Annotated in this window: 11 protein-coding genes and 2 pseudogenes; 10 read left to right on the top strand and 3 right to left on the bottom strand. The window is 71.3% G+C overall.

Annotation, left to right across the window (positions count from 1 at the left end; genetic code table 11):
• The first annotated feature begins 22 nt into the window (after positions 1-22).
• The 4 genes and pseudogenes from ABZ826_RS01585 (at position 23) to ABZ826_RS01600 (ending at position 4,814) form a co-directional block, all read left to right on the top strand.
• On the top strand, positions 23-475 hold the full coding sequence (locus tag ABZ826_RS01585) for a hypothetical protein (RefSeq protein ID WP_361440523.1): 453 nt from the start codon (positions 23-25) through the stop codon (positions 473-475).
• Positions 454-1,900: pseudogene (locus tag ABZ826_RS01590) on the top strand (ABC transporter ATP-binding protein). The gene ABZ826_RS01585 and the pseudogene ABZ826_RS01590 overlap by 22 nt, the downstream one beginning before the upstream one ends.
• Positions 1,897-3,669, top strand: coding sequence for an ABC transporter ATP-binding protein (locus ABZ826_RS01595; RefSeq protein WP_361440526.1), 1,773 nt, complete (start codon positions 1,897-1,899; stop codon positions 3,667-3,669). Before ABZ826_RS01590 ends, ABZ826_RS01595 begins: the two are co-directional and overlap by 4 nt.
• A 122-nt stretch (positions 3,670-3,791) precedes the next feature.
• Positions 3,792-4,814: an alcohol dehydrogenase catalytic domain-containing protein gene (locus ABZ826_RS01600; protein WP_361440529.1), complete on the top strand. Its 1,023-nt coding sequence runs from the start codon at positions 3,792-3,794 to the stop codon at positions 4,812-4,814.
• Here the strand turns inward: ABZ826_RS01600 and ABZ826_RS01605 are convergent.
• Positions 4,801-5,274, bottom strand: a complete 474-nt coding sequence (locus tag ABZ826_RS01605) for a hypothetical protein (RefSeq protein WP_361440532.1) — start codon at positions 5,272-5,274, stop codon at positions 4,801-4,803. The genes ABZ826_RS01600 and ABZ826_RS01605 overlap by 14 nt on opposite strands.
• Positions 5,275-5,299: 25 nt before the next feature.
• Positions 5,300-5,590, bottom strand: a pseudogene (locus ABZ826_RS01610) (hypothetical protein); the annotation flags it as partial.
• Positions 5,591-5,725: 135 nt separating this feature from the next.
• Here ABZ826_RS01610 and ABZ826_RS01615 point away from each other — a divergent pair.
• A complete protein-coding gene (locus ABZ826_RS01615) occupies positions 5,726-6,640 on the top strand; it encodes a TetR/AcrR family transcriptional regulator C-terminal domain-containing protein (RefSeq protein WP_361440535.1) in 915 nt (304 codons plus the stop codon).
• A 163-nt stretch (positions 6,641-6,803) separates the two neighbouring features.
• On the top strand, positions 6,804-8,837 hold the full coding sequence (locus tag ABZ826_RS01620) for a M4 family metallopeptidase (RefSeq protein ID WP_361440538.1): 2,034 nt from the start codon (positions 6,804-6,806) through the stop codon (positions 8,835-8,837).
• Between the two features lie 351 nt (positions 8,838-9,188).
• Here the strand turns inward: ABZ826_RS01620 and glgP are convergent, their stop codons facing one another.
• A complete protein-coding gene (gene glgP, locus ABZ826_RS01625) occupies positions 9,189-11,792 on the bottom strand; it encodes an alpha-glucan family phosphorylase (RefSeq protein WP_361440541.1) in 2,604 nt (867 codons plus the stop codon).
• Positions 11,793-12,550: 758 nt separating this feature from the next.
• Between glgP and ABZ826_RS01630 the strand changes: the two genes are divergently transcribed.
• The 4 genes from ABZ826_RS01630 (at position 12,551) to glgB (ending at position 20,521) form a co-directional block, all read left to right on the top strand.
• The gene (locus ABZ826_RS01630) at positions 12,551-14,596 is read left to right on the top strand and encodes an alpha-1,4-glucan--maltose-1-phosphate maltosyltransferase (RefSeq protein WP_361440544.1); all 2,046 of its coding nucleotides are present in this window, start codon (positions 12,551-12,553) and stop codon (positions 14,594-14,596) included.
• Complete coding sequence (gene treS, locus ABZ826_RS01635; RefSeq protein ID WP_361440547.1) at positions 14,593-16,299, top strand: maltose alpha-D-glucosyltransferase; 1,707 nt, start codon at positions 14,593-14,595, stop codon at positions 16,297-16,299. Before ABZ826_RS01630 ends, treS begins: the two co-directional genes overlap by 4 nt.
• Positions 16,300-16,539: 240 nt before the next feature.
• Positions 16,540-17,943, top strand: a complete 1,404-nt coding sequence (locus ABZ826_RS01640) for a maltokinase (RefSeq protein ID WP_361440550.1) — start codon at positions 16,540-16,542, stop codon at positions 17,941-17,943.
• A gap of 118 nt (positions 17,944-18,061) precedes the next feature.
• On the top strand, positions 18,062-20,521 hold the full coding sequence (gene glgB / locus ABZ826_RS01645; protein ID WP_361440553.1) for a 1,4-alpha-glucan branching enzyme: 2,460 nt from the start codon (positions 18,062-18,064) through the stop codon (positions 20,519-20,521).
• Positions 20,522-20,579: the final 58 nt, after the last annotated feature.

The following is a 20,579-nucleotide window of genomic DNA, read 5'->3' on the forward strand; positions in this document are numbered from 1 at the left end:
TGATGTGGGTGGCCGGCCCGGCGTGAACGGGCAGCCCGAGCTGACGAGTTACCAGTGCGAGGCGCTCGCCGAAGGGATCGGGTGCGGCACCGACGAGACGGCGCGGTACGTCCTGGGCACCTTCCGGACCATCTCACCCGTCCTCGCGCTGCGGTGGCTCGGCGGTCAGGCGCTGTGGATCGTGGACCGGCTCGGCCTCGACCCGCACCTCGGCCACCTCGCGGAACTCCGCGCCTGGTACGAGGACCGCGAGAGCCAACGCGCCGCCCACGCACACATCAAGAGCGGCGCCCCGCTGCTCGTCGTCGTCCCCGACACGGACTGCATCTACACCCTGTCCGTACGATCCGTGGAGCAGGCATCCGCGACCACGTTCCGCTGCCACCCCGGGGAGGGATCAAGATCAGGAATCGCTCGCTGCACCCCGTACGACCCCCCGACCGTCGCAGCGCCATGCGGTACCTGTGGTGGCTGATCGTCTGTCAGCGTCGGCGGATCGCCGCCGGTTCGCTGCTCGGCAGCGCCTGGATGGTGTGCCTGACGCTTCCGCCGTACCTGTTGTCCCGCGCCATCGACGACGGGCTGCAACCGGGGCGGTGGCCCGCGCTGGTCGGCTGGGTCGCGGCCCTGCTGGGCGTGGAGCCGCTGCTCGCCGCGGTGGTGCTGCTCGGGGTGCCGCTGCTCGCGGTGCTGGTCGGCCCGCTGCTGGGGCGGTTGCAGGGCGTCGAGACGGCGTACCGGGAGCGGCAGGGCGGGCTCGCCGGCCGTTTCGAGGACATGGTCGGGGGCCTGCGCGTCCTCAACGGCATCGGCGGCAAGGAGGTGTACGCCGAGCGCTACCGGCGCGGCTCGCAGGAGTTGCGGGCGGAGGGGTACCGCGTCGGTGCGGTGACCAGCTGGATCCAGGCCCTCGGCGTCGGCCTGCCCACGCTGTTCCTCGGGGCCGTGACCTGGCTGGCGGCCCGGATGGCCGCTCAAGGCACCATCAGTGTCGGCGAGTTGGTCGCGGTTTATGGGTACGCCGCGGTGCTGGTGGTGCCGGTCTCGTTCTTCATCGAGGGCGGCTACGACCTCAGCCGCGGTCTGGTCGCCGCCCGCCGGGTCATTCGTTTCCTGGACCTGGAGTCCGATTCCGCGGACGGCGAGGCGGCAGCGGACGGGCCGGGGTCTCCGTCCACGCTGCGTGATCCGGCGTCCGGAGTGGAGGTGGCGCCCGGGAGGCTGACCGCGCTGGCCGGCGCCCGGCCGTCGGAGTCCGCGGCGGTGGTCGAGCGGCTCGGCCGGTTCACCGAGTCGGCCGCGACCTGGGGCGCGATACGCCTCGACGAGATCGATCTGACGCAGGTGCGCCGGCGGATCCTGGTCGCGGACAACGAGGCCGATCTGTTCGCCGGTCCGCTGCGCGAGGTGATCGGCGGCGCCCTGGACCGGGACGAGGAGTCCATCGGCCGCGCCCTGTACGCGGCCGTGGCGCAGGACATCGTCCGCGGTCTGCCGACGGACTCGACTCTCCCCTCGACGCGCAGGGCCGCAACCTCTCCGGAGCCAGCGCCAGCGCGTCCGGCTGGTCCGGGCGCTGCTGGCCGATCCCGAGGTGCTCCTGGCGGTGGAGCCCACCTCGGCGGTCGACGCGCACACCGAGGCGGCCATGGCGACCCGGCTGCGCGCCGCACGCTCCGGCCGCACCACGGTCGTCACCAGCACCTCACCGCTCGTGCTGGACCGGGCGGACACCGTGTACTACCTGGTCGACGGTCGCGTCGCGGCCGTCGGCAACCACCGTGAACTCCTGGGCCGGGAGCCCGACTACCGCCTCCTGGTGTCCCGCGGTACGGACGACGAAGCCGCCGGCGAAGGAGACGAAGGAACCGTCCCGCCGTCCAGGGAGGCCGTGCGATGACCGCCGGATCCGGGCCCACGCCCCAGGCCCTGCCCATCGCCGAACCGTCCCGGATACGCCGGGCGGCGCTCCGGCTGATCCGGCTGGACGGCCGCGTCTTCGCCGCCATGATCGGCCTCAACGCACTGGCCGCCGGTGCCGGACTCGTCGGCCCGTGGCTGCTCGGCCGCATCGTCGACGAGGTCGGGGCCGGCGTCGGGGTGGCCGCGGTGGACCGCCTGGCGCTCACCATCCTCGTCTTCGCCGTGGCGCAGCTCCTCCTGGTCCGCTGCGCCGGTTACGTAGGACACCGCTTCGGCGAGCGGACCCTGGCGCGCATCCGCGAGGAGTTCGCCGACCGGGCGCTCGCGCTGCCCGCCCCGGTGGTCGAGCGGGCCGGCACGGGCGATCTGCTGACCCGCGGCACCACCGATGTCGCCGCGGTCGGCGCCACCCTCCGGGACGCCGGGCCCGAGGTGCTCATCGCCGCGGTCCAGGCACTGTTCATCCTCGGCGCGGTCTTCGCGCTCGACCCGCTGCTCGGTGCGTGCGGGGTGCTCGGCCTGCTCGGGATCTGGTTCGCCGCCCGCTGGTATCTGCGCCGGGCGCTCACCGCGTACCTGGCCGAGGGAGCCGCCAACTCCGCGCTCGCGGAGCAGCTCGCGGCCACCGCCACCGGGGCCCGCACCGTCGAGGCCCTCGGGCTTCAGCAGCGCCATATCACGGCCTGCGAGGAGGCCGTCGAGGAGTGCCGGAAGACCCGGACCAGGACGCTGTTCCTGCGCAGTGTGCTCTTCCCGGCCGTGGACGTCTCGTACGTCATTCCGGTGGCCGGTGTCCTGCTGATCGGTGGCGTACTGCACGACCACGGCGCGGTGAGCCTCGGCGCGGTGGTCGCCTCGGCCCTGTATCTGCGGCAGCTCTCCCAGCCCCTGGACACCATCCTCCAGCGGCTGGAACAGCTCCAGAGCAGCAGCGCCTCCTTCGCCAGGGTCGAGGGCCTCGCCCTGGCGGCACAGGTACCACCGGCCGCCTCCCCCGCCCCGGCCGATGACCGGATCGAGGTGACGGATGTGCGTTACGCGTACGACGGCGGGGGCGACGTCCTGCACGGTGTCGACCTGTCGGTCCGTCCCGGCGAGCGGCTCGCGGTCGTCGGTCCCTCCGGCGTGGGCAAGACCACCCTGGGCAGGCTGCTGGCCGGAATGGACGCACCGCGCACCGGATCGGTGACGGTGGGACGGGTTCCGGTCGCCGGGCTGGACCCCGAGCGGCTGCGCAGGCACGTCGTGCTGGTCACCCAGGAGCACCACGTCTTCCTCGGCACGGTCCGGGACAACCTGAAGATCGCCTCAGAGCCTGCCACCGACGCCGAACTGCGCGCGGCACTCGCCGCCGTCGGCGCCGACTGGGCCGACGAGCTGCCGGACGGCCTGGACACCGATCTGGGCCACGGGGCGCATCGGCCGGACGGCGCGTGGGCGCAGCAGCTCGCCCTGGCGCGTGTGGTGCTGGCCGACCCGCACACGCTGATACTCGACGAGGCCACCGCGCTCCTGGACCCGAGGACGGCCCGGCACACGGAGCGGGCGCTGGCCGCCGTGCTCGAAGGCCGGACCGTCGTCGCCGTCGCGCACCGGCTGCAGACGGCGCACGACGCCGACCGGGTGGCCGTGATGGAGGACGGCCGGATCACCGAACTGGGCACCCATGACGAGCTCGTGGCGGCCGACGGCGCGTACGCCGCGCTCTGGCACTCCTGGCACGGCGAACGGCCGCCCACCTCCTGAACCGACGTGGCACGGTCGCGGCGGGGCCCGCCCCCCGTCCGCGTCGCCCGGCGCGCGTGATCGGGCCGGAGCTGGTCTCCTGATCCGGGGGAGCCGTCCACCCGTATCCCGGAGAGAGCCAGATGAGCGTCTACCGAACCGCGCAGGTCGCCACCGCCGATGGTCCGTTCGAGATCGTGGAACGCGAGGTGCCGCAGCCCGGACCGGGCCACGTACGGGTGGCCGTCGAGGCCTGCGGGATCTGCCACAGCGACGCCCTCTTCGTGGGCGGCGGGCTCCCGGGCGTGCGGTTTCCGGTGGTGCCCGGACATGAGATCGCCGGACGGATCGAGGAACTCGGCGCGGGCGCGGAGAACGCCTGGCGGGTGGGCGACCGGGTGGCGGTCGGCTGGTTCGGCGGCAGCTGTGGCCACTGCACGCCCTGCCGACAGGGCGACTTCATCGTGTGCCGGTATCTGAAGGTGCCCGGGTGGGCGTACGACGGCGGCTACGCCGAGACGGTGGTCGCACCGGTGGACGCCCTGGCCCGGATCCCCGACGCACTGGCGGCGGCCGATGCGGCACCCATGGCCTGCGCGGGGGTGACCACGTACAACGGGCTGCGGCGCAGCTCCGCCCGGCCGGGTGACCTGGTCGCCGTGCTGGGCATCGGCGGCCTCGGGCATCTGGGTGTGCAGTACGCGGCCGCGATGGGCTTCGAGACCGTGGCCATCGCCCGCGGAGCCGCCAAGGCCGACTTCGCCAAGGAGCTCGGCGCGCACCACTACGTCGACAGCACGGCGGACACCTCCGTGGCGGACGCGCTGCAAGCCCTCGGCGGCGCCAAGGCGGTCCTGGCCACCGCGGCCAACTCCGAGGCGATCTCGGCGACCGTGGAGGGACTCTCCCCGCGTGGTGAGCTGGTGGTCATCGGCGTGGACCCCGAACCGCTGGGAATCAGCCCGGCCCAGCTGCTCATGAGCGGCAAGGTCGTCCGGGGCCACCCGTCCGGCACCGCGCAGGACGTCCAGGACACCCTGGCGTTCAGCGCCCTGCGCGGAATCCGCCCGATGACCGAGACCGTTCCGCTGGACGCGGTCGACGAGGCGTACCGGAAGATGATGTCCGGCGCCGCCCGCTTCCGGATGGTACTCACCACCGGCTGACGCACCGCACCGCGCACGGGGGTGCGGGCTCCGTCACGACGCTGCCTTCTCCGTGGCACGGTCGTCGGCCGCCCGGTCCGTCGGCCGGTACGGGACCCGTGCCCCGGAGCAGGACGACGGCGAGGACGGCGGCCCCGGCCATCGCGGCGGCGGCCCCGGCCACGGCCGCGTTCAGGCTGTGGGTGAAGGCGCGGAACGCCGTGGGGAGTACCGCGTCCCGCAGCTGGTTCGGGAGCTGCCGGGCGACCGCGACCGCGCCTGACAGGGTCTCCCGCGCGGCGTCGGGTGCGCCGGGGGCCGTAGCGCTCATGTCCCGGCCGTAGACGGCGGCGCCGACCGAGCCGAGCATCGCCATCCCCAGGGCGCCGCCGAGCTCCTGGCCCGATTCGAGGACCGCGGCGGCGGAGCCCGCGCGCTCGGGCGGTGCGGCGCCGAGGGCGAGTTCGTTGGACAGCGTCATCGCGGAGACCAGCCCGCCCGCGTAGACGGCCGATGCGGTCGCCGAGCGCCCCCATGGTGATGAGCAGTCCGGCGAGGACGAAGCCGTACATGTCGAGGATCCACAGCTGCTGGGTCGAACTCGGTCGAAGGTCGGCTCCGATGGCGGGCAGCGCGTAGAAGAGGATGGAGACGTCCATCGAGACGAAGAGCAGCGGCAGCATCAGCACGCCGAGCGCCGTCCATTCACGGCGTCCGGCGCGTGGGGCCGCGGGCTCGGGTGCGCCGGAGCCGGAGGGGGATACGGGTGGTGCCGGGATGTGCGGTCCTGAGGTCATGCCGGGAGCACAGCAGCGGCGCCGCGTACACCGCAAACACCGCCGTAGTGCACCTCCCGGCGCCTCGTACCGCCCCTCATATCCTTCGAGTTGACGGAGTGTACGGCGTTTCCGGTGCACTAGTACGGTGCACTCGTGCAGAACGAACCGCCCTACCTCGGCATCGCCGGGGAGATCCGCCGCCGGATCATCTCCGGCGAGCTCGCCCCGGGCGACCGGGTGCCGTCCACCCGTGCGATCGTCCGGGAGTGGGATGTCGCCATGGCGACCGCCACCAAGGCGCTGTCGGCGCTGCGCCACGAAGGTCTCGTACGGGCGGTGCCGGGGGTCGGCACGGTCGTCGTCGAGCGGCGCGCCCCGGGGGCCGCCGGTACGGGGAGCGGTCCGGCCCTGAGCCGCGAGCGCATCATGTGCACCGCCATCGAACTGGCCGACGCCGAAGGGCTGCCCGCGGTGTCCATGCGCCGGGTCGCGACCACGCTGGCCACCTCCACCATGGCGCTGTACCGCCATGTGCCGGGCAAGGCCGAGCTGGTCCGGCTGATGTCGGACGAGGTCTTCGGGGAGCGCCCGCTGGGTGCCGTGCCCCGCGACTGGCGGCCGGGGCTGGAACTCGCCGCCCGGTGGCTGCGTTCGGTGTACGGGCGCCATCCGTGGATGGCACAGGCCGTGGCCTCCTTCACCCGGCCGACGGCGACACCGCACGCGATGCGGTACACGGAGTGGGTGCTGCGCGCCCTCGCCGGAACCGGGCTGCCGTCGCACACCAAGCTGCACATCCACCTCACGCTGTTCGCCCATGTCCAGGGACTGGCGATGGCCGGCGAGCTGGAATCGCAGGCGCGTCAGGACACCGGGCTCTCCACAGAGGAGTGGATGGTAAGAAATGAGCCACAGTTCGACGCCATCTCGGCCAGTGGCGACTACCCCTTCCTCAACTCGCTCTTCGAACAGGGCGAGTTCGAGCTCGACGTCGACGAACTCTTCGAATTCGGCCTGCGGAGGACGCTGGACGGCATCGCGATGATGTTCGGTGAAACGTCCGCTTAACGAACATGACCTTTACGACAACGGACGACTTCCGGCCAACTTGTTGACGCGGTCCTGACAGGACCGTCCTCCGGCTGACACTCTTCACCCCGTTCTGCGCACTTCTCGCACTCCCCGGACGGCACGCCCTGCCGCCGGTACCCCCCTCGCAGAAGGAGTCCGCGTGAGATCCACGCCCAGCCGTCGTGCCACCGCGACCGGCGCTCTGATAGCCGCAGCAGCCCTCCTCGCCGTCGGCGTCCAGACCGGTGCGGCCACCGCCACCCCCGGCACCACCACCGCGGCGGCGGCGACCGCCGGCGCCAAGCACGGTGCACTGGCCAAGCAGCTCACCCCGTCCCAGCGTGCCGAGCTGATCCGTGACGCCGACGCGACCAAGGCGGCCACGGCCAAGGAGCTCGGTCTCGGCTCGCAGGAGAAGCTCGTCGTCCGGGACGTCGTCCAGGACAACGACGGCACCACGCACACGCGTTACGAGCGCACCCTCGCCGGCCTCCCGGTTCTCGGTGGCGACCTGGTCGTCGAGGCGTCCAAGGCCGGGGCGACCGAGAGCGTCACCAAGGCGTCCAGCGTCAGCAGCAACACGCTGAAGGCCGTGGACACGAAGGCCGACGTCGCCCCCGCCGCGGCCGAGAAGCAGGCGCTCGGGCTCGCCAGGGCCGACGGCTCCAAGAAGACCGAGGCCGACCGGGCGCCCCGCAAGGTGATCTGGATGGCCCAGGGCAAGCCGCAGCTCGCCTACGAGACCGTCGTCGGCGGTCTCCAGGAGGACGGCACCCCCAACGAGCTGCACGTCATCACGGACGCGACCACCGGCGCGAAGCTGTACGAGTGGCAGGCCATCGAGAACGGGGTCGGCAACACCGAGTACAGCGGCCAGGTCACCCTCGGCACCGCGCCGTCGTACACGCTGACCGACACGGGCCGCGGCAACCACAAGACGTACAACCTGAACCACGGCAGCTCGGGCACCGGGACGCTCTTCTCCAAGACCACCGACGTCTGGGGCGACGGCACCGCGCAGAACGCCGAGACGGCCGCCGCCGACGCACACTACGGCGCGGCGGAGACGTGGGACTACTACAAGAACGTCCACGGCCGCACCGGTATCCGGGGCGACGGCGTCGGTGCGTACTCCCGCGTCCACTACGGCAACAACTACGTCAACGCGTTCTGGGACGACAGCTGCTTCTGCATGACGTACGGCGACGGCAGCGGCAACGCGCACCCGTTGACCGCCCTCGACGTGGCCGCGCACGAGATGACGCACGGTGTCACCGCCGCGACCGCCAAGCTGGTCTACAGCGGTGAGTCCGGCGGCCTCAACGAGGCGACCAGCGACATCATGGCCACCGCGGTCGAGTTCTACGCCAACAACCCCTCGGACCCGGGCGACTACCTCATCGGCGAGAAGATCGACATCAACGGTGACGGCACCCCGCTGCGCTACATGGACAAGCCGAGCAAGGACGGCGCGTCCAAGGACGCCTGGTACTCGGGCATCGGCAACGTCGACGTCCACTACTCCTCGGGTCCGGCGAACCACTTCTTCTACCTGCTCTCCGAGGGCAGCGGCGCCAAGGTCATCAACGGGGTCTCGTACAACTCCCCCACCTCCGACGGTCTGCCGGTGACCGGCATCGGCCGCGACAAGGCCGCGGCGATCTGGTTCAAGGCGCTCACCACCAAGTTCACCTCCACCACGAACTACGCGTCGGCCCGCACCGGTACCCTCGCCGCGGCCGGTGAGCTGTACGGCACGACCAGCACCGAGTACAAGGCGGTCGCCGACGCCTGGGCCGGCATCAACGTCGGGGCGCGCTCCGACGGCGGCACCGACCCCGGCACCGGCACGGTCTTCGAGAGCTCCACCCCGGTCGCGATCCCGGACCACGGCGCGGCCGTCACCAGCTCGGTCAACGTCACCGGCGTCACGGGCAACGCGCCCAGCGCCCTCAAGGTCGGCGTGGACATCACCCACAGCTGGCGCGGTGACCTGGTCATCGACCTCGTCGCCCCGAACGGGACGACCTACCGGCTGAAGAACTCCTCCATCTCCGACTCGGCGGCCAACGTCCAGACCACCTACACGGTCAACGCCTCGGCGGTGGCGGCGAACGGCACCTGGAAGCTGAAGGTCCAGGACGTCTACTCCGGCGACACCGGCAAGATCAACAGCTTCAAGCTGACCTTCTGAACCCCAAGCCGGGTCCGACCCGGCAACAGCCGCCCGGGAGGAGCTCTCGCTCCTCCCGGGCGGTTCCCTGTGCGCGGCGGGCGCCGGTCATCCGGGGTTGTTCGCGTGGGTCAGGGTCTCCCGGGCGACGAACAGGTTGTTGGACCCGGCCGGGCGCTGCTGCGCGTCAAGGCGCCGCGTTCGAGCAACGAAGGAACCCGGCACCACGGGGGTGCCGGGCCCGGAAGGGGTGCCTCAGAGCCTGTCGGGCGGCCTCTGATCGGGCGGCCACGCCCTGGCACGCACTCCCCCAAGGCCTCGCACGCACCAGACCCGCGTCCGCTGTCCGATCGAAGGCCGCCCGACAGGCTCTTAGCGCATCAGCAGGCCCGCGCCGTCCCCCATCGTCTCCGCGGGCAGTGCCACCAGACCGAGTTCCGCGCCGGTCGCCAGCAGCGGATGCGCGGGGAGCACCCGCACCGTGTAGCCGTACGGCCCGGTGCGGTCCAGGGCCAGTGGCCCCTCGTACGGCCAGCGTCCCTCCAGGTCCTGGCCTCCGACGGGTTTCAGCGGGAAGACCTGGGTGTCCGAGATCCCGTCGGCCGCGTCCACCCGACCGGCCACCGCCTGCACCTCCACGTCGTCCGGCTCCAGGACCCCGAGGGCGATCCTGACCCGCACCACCAGCGCCGAGCCCAGCTCGGCCGAGCCGCCCGCGGCGTCCGGTGCCACCGCCTCCACATGGTCGACGGCGACCCGCGGCCACGCGGCCCGGATCCTGGCCTTCCAGTCGGCGAGCTGCCGCGCGGTGCCGGAGTCCAGTGCCCGCTGGGCGCGCGCGGCCGGCGCGTACAGCCGCTCCACGTACTCGGACACCATCCGCCCCGCCAGGACCTTGGGCCCGAGGGTGCCCACCGTACGGCGGACCATCTCGATCCAGCGCTCGGGGAGCCCGTCGCCGCCCCGGTCGTAGAAGCGCGGTGCGACCCGGTCCTCGATCAGCTCGTAGAGGGCGCCCGCCTCCAGATCGTCACGGCGGTCCTCGTCCAGGGCCAGACCGTCGGCCGTGGGGATCGCCCATCCGAAGTCCGGCTCGAACCACTCGTCCCACCAGCCGTCCAGGACCGAGAGGTTGAGGCACCCGTTGAGCGCGGCCTTCATACCGCTCGTACCACAGGCCTCCAGAGGCCGCAGCGGGTTGTTGAGCCATACGTCGCAGCCCGGATAGAGCTTCTGCGCCATGGCCATCCCGTAGTCCGGCAGGAACACGATGCGATGGCGCACCCGGGGATCGTCGGAGAACCGCACCAGCTCCCGGACCAGCCGCTTTCCGCTGTCGTCGGCGGGGTGGGCCTTGCCGGCGACGACGATCTGGACCGGGCGGTCCGGGTGGAGCAGCAGTTCCCGCAGCCGGTCGCGGTCGCGCAGCATCAGCGTCAGCCGCTTGTACGAGGGCACCCGCCGGGCGAAGCCGATCGTCAGCACGTCCGGGTCCAGCACACCGTCGATCCAGCCGAGTTCGGCCGGTTCCGCACCCCGGGTGCGCCAGGAGGCGTGGAGCCGCCGGCGCACCTCGGCGACCAGCTGTCCGCGCAGGTGCCGCCGCAGGTCCCAGATCTCCCGGTCCGGGATCTCGGCGGCGGAGTCCCAGCGTCCCGGGGTGCCGCCGTACCGGTTGCGCAGCCGGAGGACCTCGGGTGCGACCCAGGTGGGTGCGTGGACGCCGTTGGTCACCGAGGTGATCGGCACCTCCGCCGCGTCGAAGCCCGGCCACAGCCCGGCGAACATCTCCCGGCTGACCGAGCCGTGGAGGGTCGAGACCCCGTTGGCCCGCTGGGCGAGCCGCAGCCCCATCACCGCCATGTTGAAGAGCTCGGGCTCGCCGCCGGGGTAGGTCTCCATGCCCAGTTGCAGGATGCGTTCGACGCCCACTCCCGGAAGCTCGCCGTCCGCCCCGAAGTGCCGGGCGACCAGCTCGCGGTCGAACCGGTCGATCCCGGCGGGCACGGGTGTGTGGGTGGTGAAGACCGTGCCGGCCCGCACCGACTCCACCGCGGAGTCGAAGTCCAGCCCGGTGTCGGAGAGTTCACGGATGCGTTCGAGTCCGAGGAAGCCGGCGTGCCCCTCGTTGGTGTGGAACACCTCCGGCGCGGGATGCCCCGTGAGGCGGCAGTACGTCCGCACGGCCCGTACGCCGCCGATGCCGAGGAGCATCTCCTGGAGCAGCCGGTGCTCGCTGCCGCCGCCGTACAGCCGGTCGGTCACCTCGCGTTCGCCCGGTGCGTTCTCCTCCACGCCGGAGTCGAGCATCAGCAGCGGTACGCGCCCCACCTGGGCCTGCCAGATGTGGGCGTGCAGCGAACGGCCGCCGGGGAGCGTGAGCACCACCCGGCTGGGGGTGCCGTCGGCCTCGCGCATCAGGGTGAGCGGGAGTTCGTTCGGATCGAGTACGGGATAGTGCTCCTGCTGCCAGCCGTCGCGGGACAGGCTCTGGCGGAAGTAGCCGTGCCGGTAGAGCAGACCGACACCGATCAGGGGTACGCCCAGGTCGCTGGCGGCCTTCAGATGGTCGCCGGCGAGGATGCCGAGGCCGCCGGAGTACTGGGGCAGCGCGGCGGTCACACCGAACTCGGGTGAGAAATAGGCGATGGCGGCCGGCAGCCCGGCCCCCTGGGCCAGCTGTTCCTGGTACCACCTGGGCCCGTCCAGGTAGTCCCGGAGGTCGGCGGAGACCTCGGCCAGCCGGTGCAGGAACTGCTGGTCGCGGGCCAGCTCGGCGAGTCGTCCGGCGGGCACGGCACCGAGCAGCCGGACGGGGTCGCTCTCCGCCGTCCGCCGCACCTGGGGGTCGACGGCCTGGAAGAGCTCACGGGTCTCGGTGTGCCAGGACCAGCGCAGATTGCGGGCGAGGTCGCTGAGCGGTTGAAGGGGGTCGGGGAGGACGGGGCGCACGGTGAATCGACGAATGGCCTTCACGCATTCCACCTTTACAGGGGACGTACGAATCCGACGGGACGCACCACGGGGTGCGTCTCTCCGTCACCCCCGACGTTAACGGTGGCCGCACTCCGCAGCCACGGCGCGCGAACGGCTCACGGGGTGTGCCGCCGGACGGGGCGCCCGCACGGCCTCCGCTCCGGGGCGATCTCCGCCCTGCCCGCCCCCGCGTCCACCCCGCCTCATTCGCCCCCGGAGCCCCTCACGACCGGTCAAGGCACATCGGTCACACAGGTAATGGCCGATTCCCTTCCCTCGTCCGGTCTTGTGGCACTTCACACCAAGGAGAAAGCTGCCTGGTGGCGTCCGGAAGAGCTCCGGTGAGCCCGCGCACGCGGGGCGGTCCTCGGCGCATTCAGATCGTCGCGGATACGCCCGAGTAGTTGACACACCACCGGATTGGCCCCCCGAGAACTGTGGGAAGGCTTCTTCGGTACACACTCCGAGCACATCCCGGGAACACGCGAATGCCGCCCGAATGCTGCATGATCTCCTCTGAATGCGAGGCACCTGCGGGACCGGCGCCCATCCGGTTTACCTCCGCGAAACACATCCGCACCCCAGCCGTTCGAGTGCCATTCGAGTGAATGCGGACAGGAGCGGCCATGCCCACACCCCATCAGCCGTCAACGGAACAGTTAGAAAGGACGGACCCCATCGTTCGCGGTGCGCGAATTCCGCGCTCCGCGGCCGTGTCGCGCCCCGTTCAGCCCGAGCCCCAGTCCCCAGGTGATTCCATGATCGGTCGCATTCCCGTCCTCGACGTCCGTCCCCTCGTCGACTGCGGCAGAAGGCCCGCCAAGGCCGTTGCCGGTGAGACCTTCCAGGTCACCGCGACCGTCTTCCGCGAGGGCCACGACGCCGTCGCCGCCAATGTGGTGCTGCTGGATCCGGCCGGGCGGCCCGGCCCCTGGACGCCGATGCGCGAACTCGCGCCCGGCACCGACCGCTGGGGCGCCGATGTCACCCCGGACTCCGAGGGGCACTGGACGTATACGGTCGAGGCCTGGAGCGATCCGCTCGCCACCTGGCGGCAGCACGCCGAGATCAAGATCCCGGCGGGGAGCGACACCGCGCTCGTCCTGGCGGAGGGCGCCGGACTGTACGAACGGGCCGCCGAGGGCGTACCCAAGCGGGACGGGCGCGAGGCGGTGCTGGCCGCCGCCGACGCGCTGCGCGACGAGTCCCGCCCGGCCGCCGCCCGGCTGGCCGCGGCACTCGCCCCCGAGGCACAGGCCGCCCTCACCCGTCACCCGCTGCGCGAACTCGTCACCGAGTCTCCCCCGCTCCCCCTGGTGGTCGAGCGCCGACGGGCCCTGTTCGGTTCCTGGTACGAGCTGTTCCCCCGCTCGGAGGGGGCGGGGGTCGAACCGGCCGGGCGGGCCGGGGCGGCCAGGAAGGGCCGGGCGGGCAGGGCGGCGGCGGCCCGGCCGGAGAGAATCGTCAGCGGCACCTTCCGTACAGCTGCCGAGCGGCTGCCCGCGGTCGCGGCCATGGGTTTCGACGTCGTCTATCTGCCTCCCATCCATCCCATCGGAACCACCCATCGCAAGGGCCCCAACAACTCGCTCTCCCCCGCTCCCCATGACGTGGGCGTGCCCTGGGCGATCGGCTCGGCCGAGGGTGGCCACGACGCCGTCCATCCCGACCTCGGCACCCTCGACGACTTCGATCATTTCGTCGGCACCGCCCGCACCCTGCGCATGGAGATCGCACTGGATTTCGCACTCCAGTGCTCTCCCGACCATCCCTGGGTGGAGAAACATCCCGAGTGGTTCCATCACCGCGCGGACGGCACGATCGCCTACGCCGAGAATCCACCGAAGAAATACCAGGACATCTATCCGATCGCCTTCGACAAGGATCTCGACGGACTGGTCGAGGAGAGCGTTCGCATTCTGCGGTTCTGGATGGATCACAGGGTGCGGATCTTCCGCGTGGACAATCCGCACACCAAACCGGTGGTCTTCTGGGAGAAGGTGATCACCGAAATCAACCGGGCCGACCCGGATGTGATCTTCCTGGCCGAGGCATTCACCCGGCCCGCGATGATGCATGCGCTCGCCGCCATCGGCTTCCAGCAGTCGTACACGTATTTCACCTGGCGCAACAGCAAACAGGAGATCACCGATTACGTCACGGAACTGTCGGGCGAGACCGCCTCCTACATGCGGCCCAACTTCTTCGTGAACACCCCGGACATCCTGCCGGGCTATCTCCAGGACGGGGGCCGCCCGGCCTTCGAGGCGCGAGCCGTTCTCGCCGCGACGCTCTCCCCGGCCTGGGGTGTGTACGCGGGCTACGAGCTGTGCGAGAACACTCCGGTCCGTCCCGGCAGTGAGGAGTACCTCGACTCGGAGAAGTACGAAATCCGGGTCAGGGACTGGGAGTCGGCGGAGCGCGAGGGCCGCTCGCTGGCCCCGCTCATCACCCGGCTCAACCGCATCAGACGCCGCCACCCGGCGCTGCAGCAACTGCGCGATGTGCACTTCCACTCCGTCGACAACGACGCGCTGATCGCGTACAGCAAGCGTTCGGGTTCGAACACCGTTCTGGTGGTCGCCAACCTCGACCCGCACCACACCCAGGAGGCCACGGTCTCGTTGGACATGCCGCGACTCGGCCTCGACCGGCACGAGAGCGTGCCGGTGCGCGACGAGCTCACCGGCGACACCTATCACTGGGGCAGGACCTTCTATGTGCGCCTGGAGCCGGGCGTCACGCCCGCGCACATCGTCGTCCTGCGACCGTCCCCGCCGACCGGAGGGTCACCCACACCATGATCGTCAATGAGCCCGTCCACGACCTGTTCGAGGACACCCCGGCCAAGGACCGCGATCCCGACTGGTTCAAGCGCGCCGTTTTCTACGAGGTCCTCGTCCGGTCCTTCCAGGACTCCAACGGCGACGGCATCGGCGACCTCAAGGGCATCACCGCCAAGCTGGACTATCTGCAGTGGCTCGGCGTCGACTGCCTCTGGCTGCCGCCGTTCTTCAAGTCGCCGCTGCGCGACGGCGGCTACGACGTCTCCGACTACACCGCGGTACTGCCGGAGTTCGGTGATCTGGCCGACTTCGTGGAGTTCGTCGACGCCGCGCACCAGCGCGGCATGCGCGTGATCATCGACTTCGTCATGAACCACACGAGCGATCAGCACGAGTGGTTCCAGCAGTCCCGCTCCGATCCGGAGGGACCGTACGGCGACTACTACGTCTGGGCCGACGACGACAAGCAGTTCCCGGACGCCCGGATCATCTTCGTCGACACGGAGACGTCCAACTGGACCTTCGACCCGGTCCGCAAGCAGTACTACTGGCACCGGTTCTTCTCCCACCAGCCCGATCTCAACTACGAGAACCCGGCGGTGCAGGAGGAGATCATCTCCGCGCTGCGCTTCTGGCTGGACCTCGGCATCGACGGGTTCCGCGTGGACGCCGTGCCGTACCTGTACCAGCGCGAGGGCACCAACTGCGAGAACCTCCCGGAGACCCACGACTTCCTCAAACGGGTCCGCAAGGAGATCGACGCGCACTACCCGGACACCGTGCTGCTGGCCGAGGCCAACCAGTGGCCGGAGGACGTCGTCGACTACTTCGGCGAGTTCCAGGCGGGCGGCGACGAGTGCCACATGGCATTCCACTTCCCCGTGATGCCCCGGATCTTCATGGCCGTCAGGCGCGAGAGCCGCTATCCGGTCTCCGAAGTCCTGGCCAAGACCCCGGCGATCCCGAAGAACTGCCAGTGGGGCATCTTCCTGCGCAACCACGACGAGCTCACCCTCGAAATGGTCACGGACGAAGAACGCGACTACATGTACGCGGAGTACGCCAAGGATCCACGGATGCGGGCCAACATCGGCATCCGCCGGCGGCTGGCACCCCTGCTCGACAACGACCGCAACCAGATCGAGCTGTTCACGGCGCTGCTGCTGTCCCTGCCCGGTTCCCCGATCCTCTACTACGGGGACGAGATCGGGATGGGCGACAACATCTGGCTGGGCGACCGGGACGCCGTACGCACGCCGATGCAGTGGACGCCCGACCGGAACGCCGGATTCTCCTCCAGTGATCCCGGGCGGCTCTACCTGCCCACCATCATGGATCCGGTCTACGGCTACCAAGTCACCAATGTCGAGGCGTCGATGGCCTCGCCGTCGTCGCTGCTGCACTGGACGCGGCGGATGATCGAGATCCGCAAGCAGAACCCCGCCTTCGGACTCGGCTCGTTCAACGAACTGCCCTCGTCGAACCCGGCGGTGCTCGCCTTCACCCGGGAGCACGGGGACGATCTCGTGCTGTGCGTACACAACTTCTCGCGGTTCGCGCAGCCGACGGAGCTCGACCTGCGGTCGTTCGACGGGCGGCATCCGGTGGAGCTGATCGGCGGGGTACGGTTCCCGGCCATCGGTCAGTGGCCCTACCTGCTGACTCTCGCCGGACACGGTTTCTACTGGTTCCGACTGCGCAAGGACGTGCCGCCGAGCTAACCCGGTGCCACCGCGCACCACCCGTCGCGGGGCGGTTTCCACCGCCCCGCACGGGGCACCCTCTCCCCCATATCGAGCGCTTCCGGTCTCTTCCGGGGCCCCTCTGGCGTTTCGATCCCTTCGAGTCGAGTCCGTACGGACCATCCTGACCCGACACGTCCCGCACAGCCGGACAGCTATTGCCGCAATCCGGGACACTCTTCGCATCCTGTGGTGTGCCCGGGGAAAGGACGCGATGCCATGTCGGAGGCTGCCTCCACTCGGGTCGCCCTGGCTGCCGCCAGCACAGCCCTGCTCCCGTCTCTCGCTCCCCTGCTGCACGAATGGCTGCCCAGGCAGCGGTGGTTCGCGGGCAAGGGGCAACCGATCACCGCGTTCTCGCTGGTGTCGGCGACCGAAATACTGCCGGTGGACACCGATTCCACCGGCGCCCGAACCGGGGCCGGGCTGCTGCATCTGCTGGTCCGGGCCCACCAGCCGTCCATGCCGGCCCAGTCGCCGGACGACTGCTACCAACTGCTGCTCGGCGTAAGGGCCACGCTGCCGCCACGGCTGGCGCCCGCGCTCATCGGCCATGTGACGGACGGGCCGCTCGCGGGCCGCACCGTCTACGAGGGCCTGCACGACCCGCGTCTCGCCGCATTCCTGCTGGAGCGGTTCCGCACGCCGGGCACCCTCGGCGTCCTGCGTTTCGACCGGGGCGGCGCCCCCATCGCCGCGGAGCTCGCACCGCGCCTGCTCGACACCGAGCAGTCCAACACCTCGCTCGTCTACGGCGACGCCTACATCCTCAAGATCTTCCGCCGGATCTCCCCGGGCACCAACCCCGATCTGGAACTGCCGCTCGCGCTCGCCCGCGAGGGCTGCGGACGGGTGCCCGCCCCCGTCGCCTGGTTCGAGGCCACCGCCCCGGAGCCGCTCACCCTCGGTGTCCTGCAGCCGTTCCTGCGCGGCGCGCAGGACGGCTGGCAGCTCGCCCTGCGCGCCCTCGCCGCGGGCCGCGACTTCACCGGCGAGGCCCACGCGCTGGGCCGGGCCACCGCCGAGGTGCACACCGCGCTCGCCGCCGCCCTGCCGACGCCCGCGCTGCGCCGCGCCCAGACCCAGCATCTCGCCGCCGCGATGGTGCGCAGGCTGGAGGCCGCCGCGCAGGCGGTGCCGGCACTCGTGCCGTACGTCCCCGGGCTGCGCGCCGCCTTCGACGCCGTGGCCGCGCTGGGACACCGGGGCCACGGCTGGGCCGCGCAGCGGGTGCACGGCGATCTCCACCTCGGCCAGACCCTGCGCGCGGCCGACGGCTTCTGGTCGCTGATCGACTTCGAGGGCGAGCCGGCCCGACCGCTGACCGAGCGCCGCCGGCCGCAGCCTCCGGTGCGCGACATCGCCGGCATGCTCCGCTCCTTCGACTACGCGGCCCGCTCGCACCGCCCGTGGAACGCCGAGTGGGCGGCGTGCTGCCGGACCGCCTACTGCGAGGGGTACGCCAAGGCCGCGGGGGTCGACCCGCGCAGCGAACCGGAGCTGTTGCGCGCCCACGAGACCGACAAGGCGGTCTACGAGGTGCTGTACGAGGCACGGCACCGGCCCGACTGGCTGCCGGTCCCGATGGCGGCGATCCACCGCCTGGCCACCGTCGCCGACTGACGGCCCGGGTGCCGACCGCCGTGCGCGGTCCCGCCGTCGCCGCACCCGCTCCACCGCCCGGCCCCGCCCCCACCTCGCCCCGTTCCGCCCCGACAACACCTCCGAGGAGGCTGTCCCTGTGACCGCCCGCAAGCCGTCCCGCAAGACGCCCGCCCCCACCGAGCCCGAGGTCCCCGAAGTCCGGCCGCCGGCACCGGCGAAGACGGCATCCCCGGCATCCCGGGCCGCCCCCGACGTCCCCGCGGCCACAGCCGACTCCGCAGCCCCGGCCGACCCGACCGCCTCCACCGACCCGGCCGGGCGGCAGAAGCCGGCGGCCGGGCTGGGCGCCGGGGCCGCGCCGTCGCGTCCCCGGGGAGCCGTCGGCAGCCAGGGCGTGCGCCAGGCACGCCCGCTCGACGCCGGCGACCGGGCCAGGCTGCTCTCCGGCGAGCACCATGCCCCGCACGACCTGCTCGGCGCCCATCCGGGCCGCGGCGGTGTGACCTTCCGGGTGCTGCGCCCGTACGCGCGATCCGTGACCGTCCTCGCCAAGGGGTTGCGGGCGCGGCTGCACGACGACGGCGACGGCCTCTTCTCGGGCCTGCTGCCGATGACCTCCATTCCCGAGTACCGGCTCCTGGTCGCCTACGAGGACGACGAGACCGAGGTGCAGGACCCGTACCGCTTTCTGCCCGCCCTCGGCGAGCTCGATCTGCATCTGATCGGCGAGGGGCGGCACGAGGAGCTGTGGACGGCCCTCGGCGCGCAGCCCATGGAGCATCAGGGCGTCGTCGGCACGCGGTTCACCGTCTGGGCCCCCAACGCCCGCGGTGTGCGGGTCGTCGGGGACTTCAACTACTGGGACGGCACCGGCTTCCCGATGCGTTCGCTCGGCTCCTCCGGGGTGTGGGAGCTGTTCCTGCCCGCGATCGGGGAGGGCACGCTCTACAAGTTCGACATCTGCCGCCCGGACGGTTCGCACACCAAGCGCGCCGACCCGATGGCCCGCCGCACCGAGGTGCCGCCCGCCACCGCCTCGATCGTGACGGCCTCGCACCACGAGTGGCGGGACCAGGAGTGGATGGCGCACCGCGGGGACGTACCGGTGCACGAGGCGCCGTTCTCCGTGTACGAGGTGCATCTGCCCTCCTGGCGACCGGGCCTGACATATCGTCAGCTGGCCGCGCAACTCCCCCCGTATGTGAAGGACCTGGGGTTCACACATGTGGAGCTGATGCCGGTCTCCGAGCATCCCTTCGGCGGCTCCTGGGGCTATCAGGTCACCGGTTTCTACGCGCCGACCTCGCGCATGGGCACGCCGGACGACTTCCGTTTCCTCGTCGACGCGCTGCACCGGGCCGGAATCGGCGTCCTCGTCGACTGGGTGCCCGCGCACTTCCCGCGCGACGACTGGGCGCTCGCGGAGTTCGACGGCCGCCCGCTGTACGAGCACTCCGACCCGTCGCGGGCGGCGCACCCGGACTGGGGCACCCTGGAGTTCGACTACGGACGCACGGAAGTACGCAATTTCCTGGTGGCCAACGCCACTTACTGGTGCGAGGAGTTCCACGTCGACGGCCTGCGGGTCGACGCCGTCGCCTCGATGCTCTATCTCGACTACTCGCGCGACAGCGGGCAGTGGTCGCCGAACGAGCGCGGCGGCCGGGAGAATCTGGACGCCGTCGCGTTCCTCCAGGAGATGAACGCCACCGTCTACCGTCGCAATCCGGGTGTCGTCACCATCGCCGAGGAGTCCACCGCCTGGAACGGCGTCACCCGCGCCACCCATCAGGTCGGCCCCGACGGATTCGGCGGGCTCGGCTTCGGGCTGAAGTGGAACATGGGCTGGATGCACGACTCCCTGCAGTACGTGTCGAAGGAGCCGGTGCACCGCAAGTACCACCACAACGAGATGACCTTCTCGATGGTGTACGCGTACAGCGAGAACTACGTCCTGCCGATCTCGCACGACGAGGTGGTGCACGGGAAGCAGGCTCTGGTCAGCAAGATGCCGGGCGACTGGTGGCAGCGGCGCGCCAACCACCGGGCGTACCTCGGCTTCATGTGGGCCCACCCCGGCAAGCAACTCCTCTTCATGGGGCAGGAGTTCGCCCAGGGTGCGGAGTGGTCGGAGGGGCACGGTCCGGACTGGTGGCTGCTCGACCCCTCGTACGAGGCGGAGGCCGACCACCGGGGCGTACGCACCCTGGTCCGCGACCTGAACGCGGTGTACGGGGCGACCCCGGCGCTCTGGCAGCGCGACACCGACCCGGGGGGCTTCGACTGGGTGGACGGCGGTGCGGCCGAGGACAACGCCTTCGTCTTCCTGCGCTACGGCAAGCACGGTTCGCCGCTGCTCGCCGTCAGTAATTTCTCCCCCGTGGTGCGGCACGACTACCGCATCGGCGTCCCGGACGTCCTCGGTGACCAGGTCGCGTGGGCGGAGGTCCTCAATACGGACGCCGCGCGGTACGGCGGCAGCGATGTGCGCCATCCCGGACCGCTGAAGCCCGAGCCGGTCACCTGGCACGGCCGCCCCGGCAGCATCCTGCTGACGCTGCCAGCGCTGGCGACGGTCTGGTTCAAGCCGGTGTGAACCGGATGGCGGGGGCCCACGGCCGCCTCCCGGTCGCGGGCCCCGCCGGGCCGGCCCG

It is taken from the genome of Streptomyces sp. NPDC047515, from assembly GCF_040643055.1.
Lineage (GTDB): Bacteria > Actinomycetota > Actinomycetes > Streptomycetales > Streptomycetaceae > Streptomyces.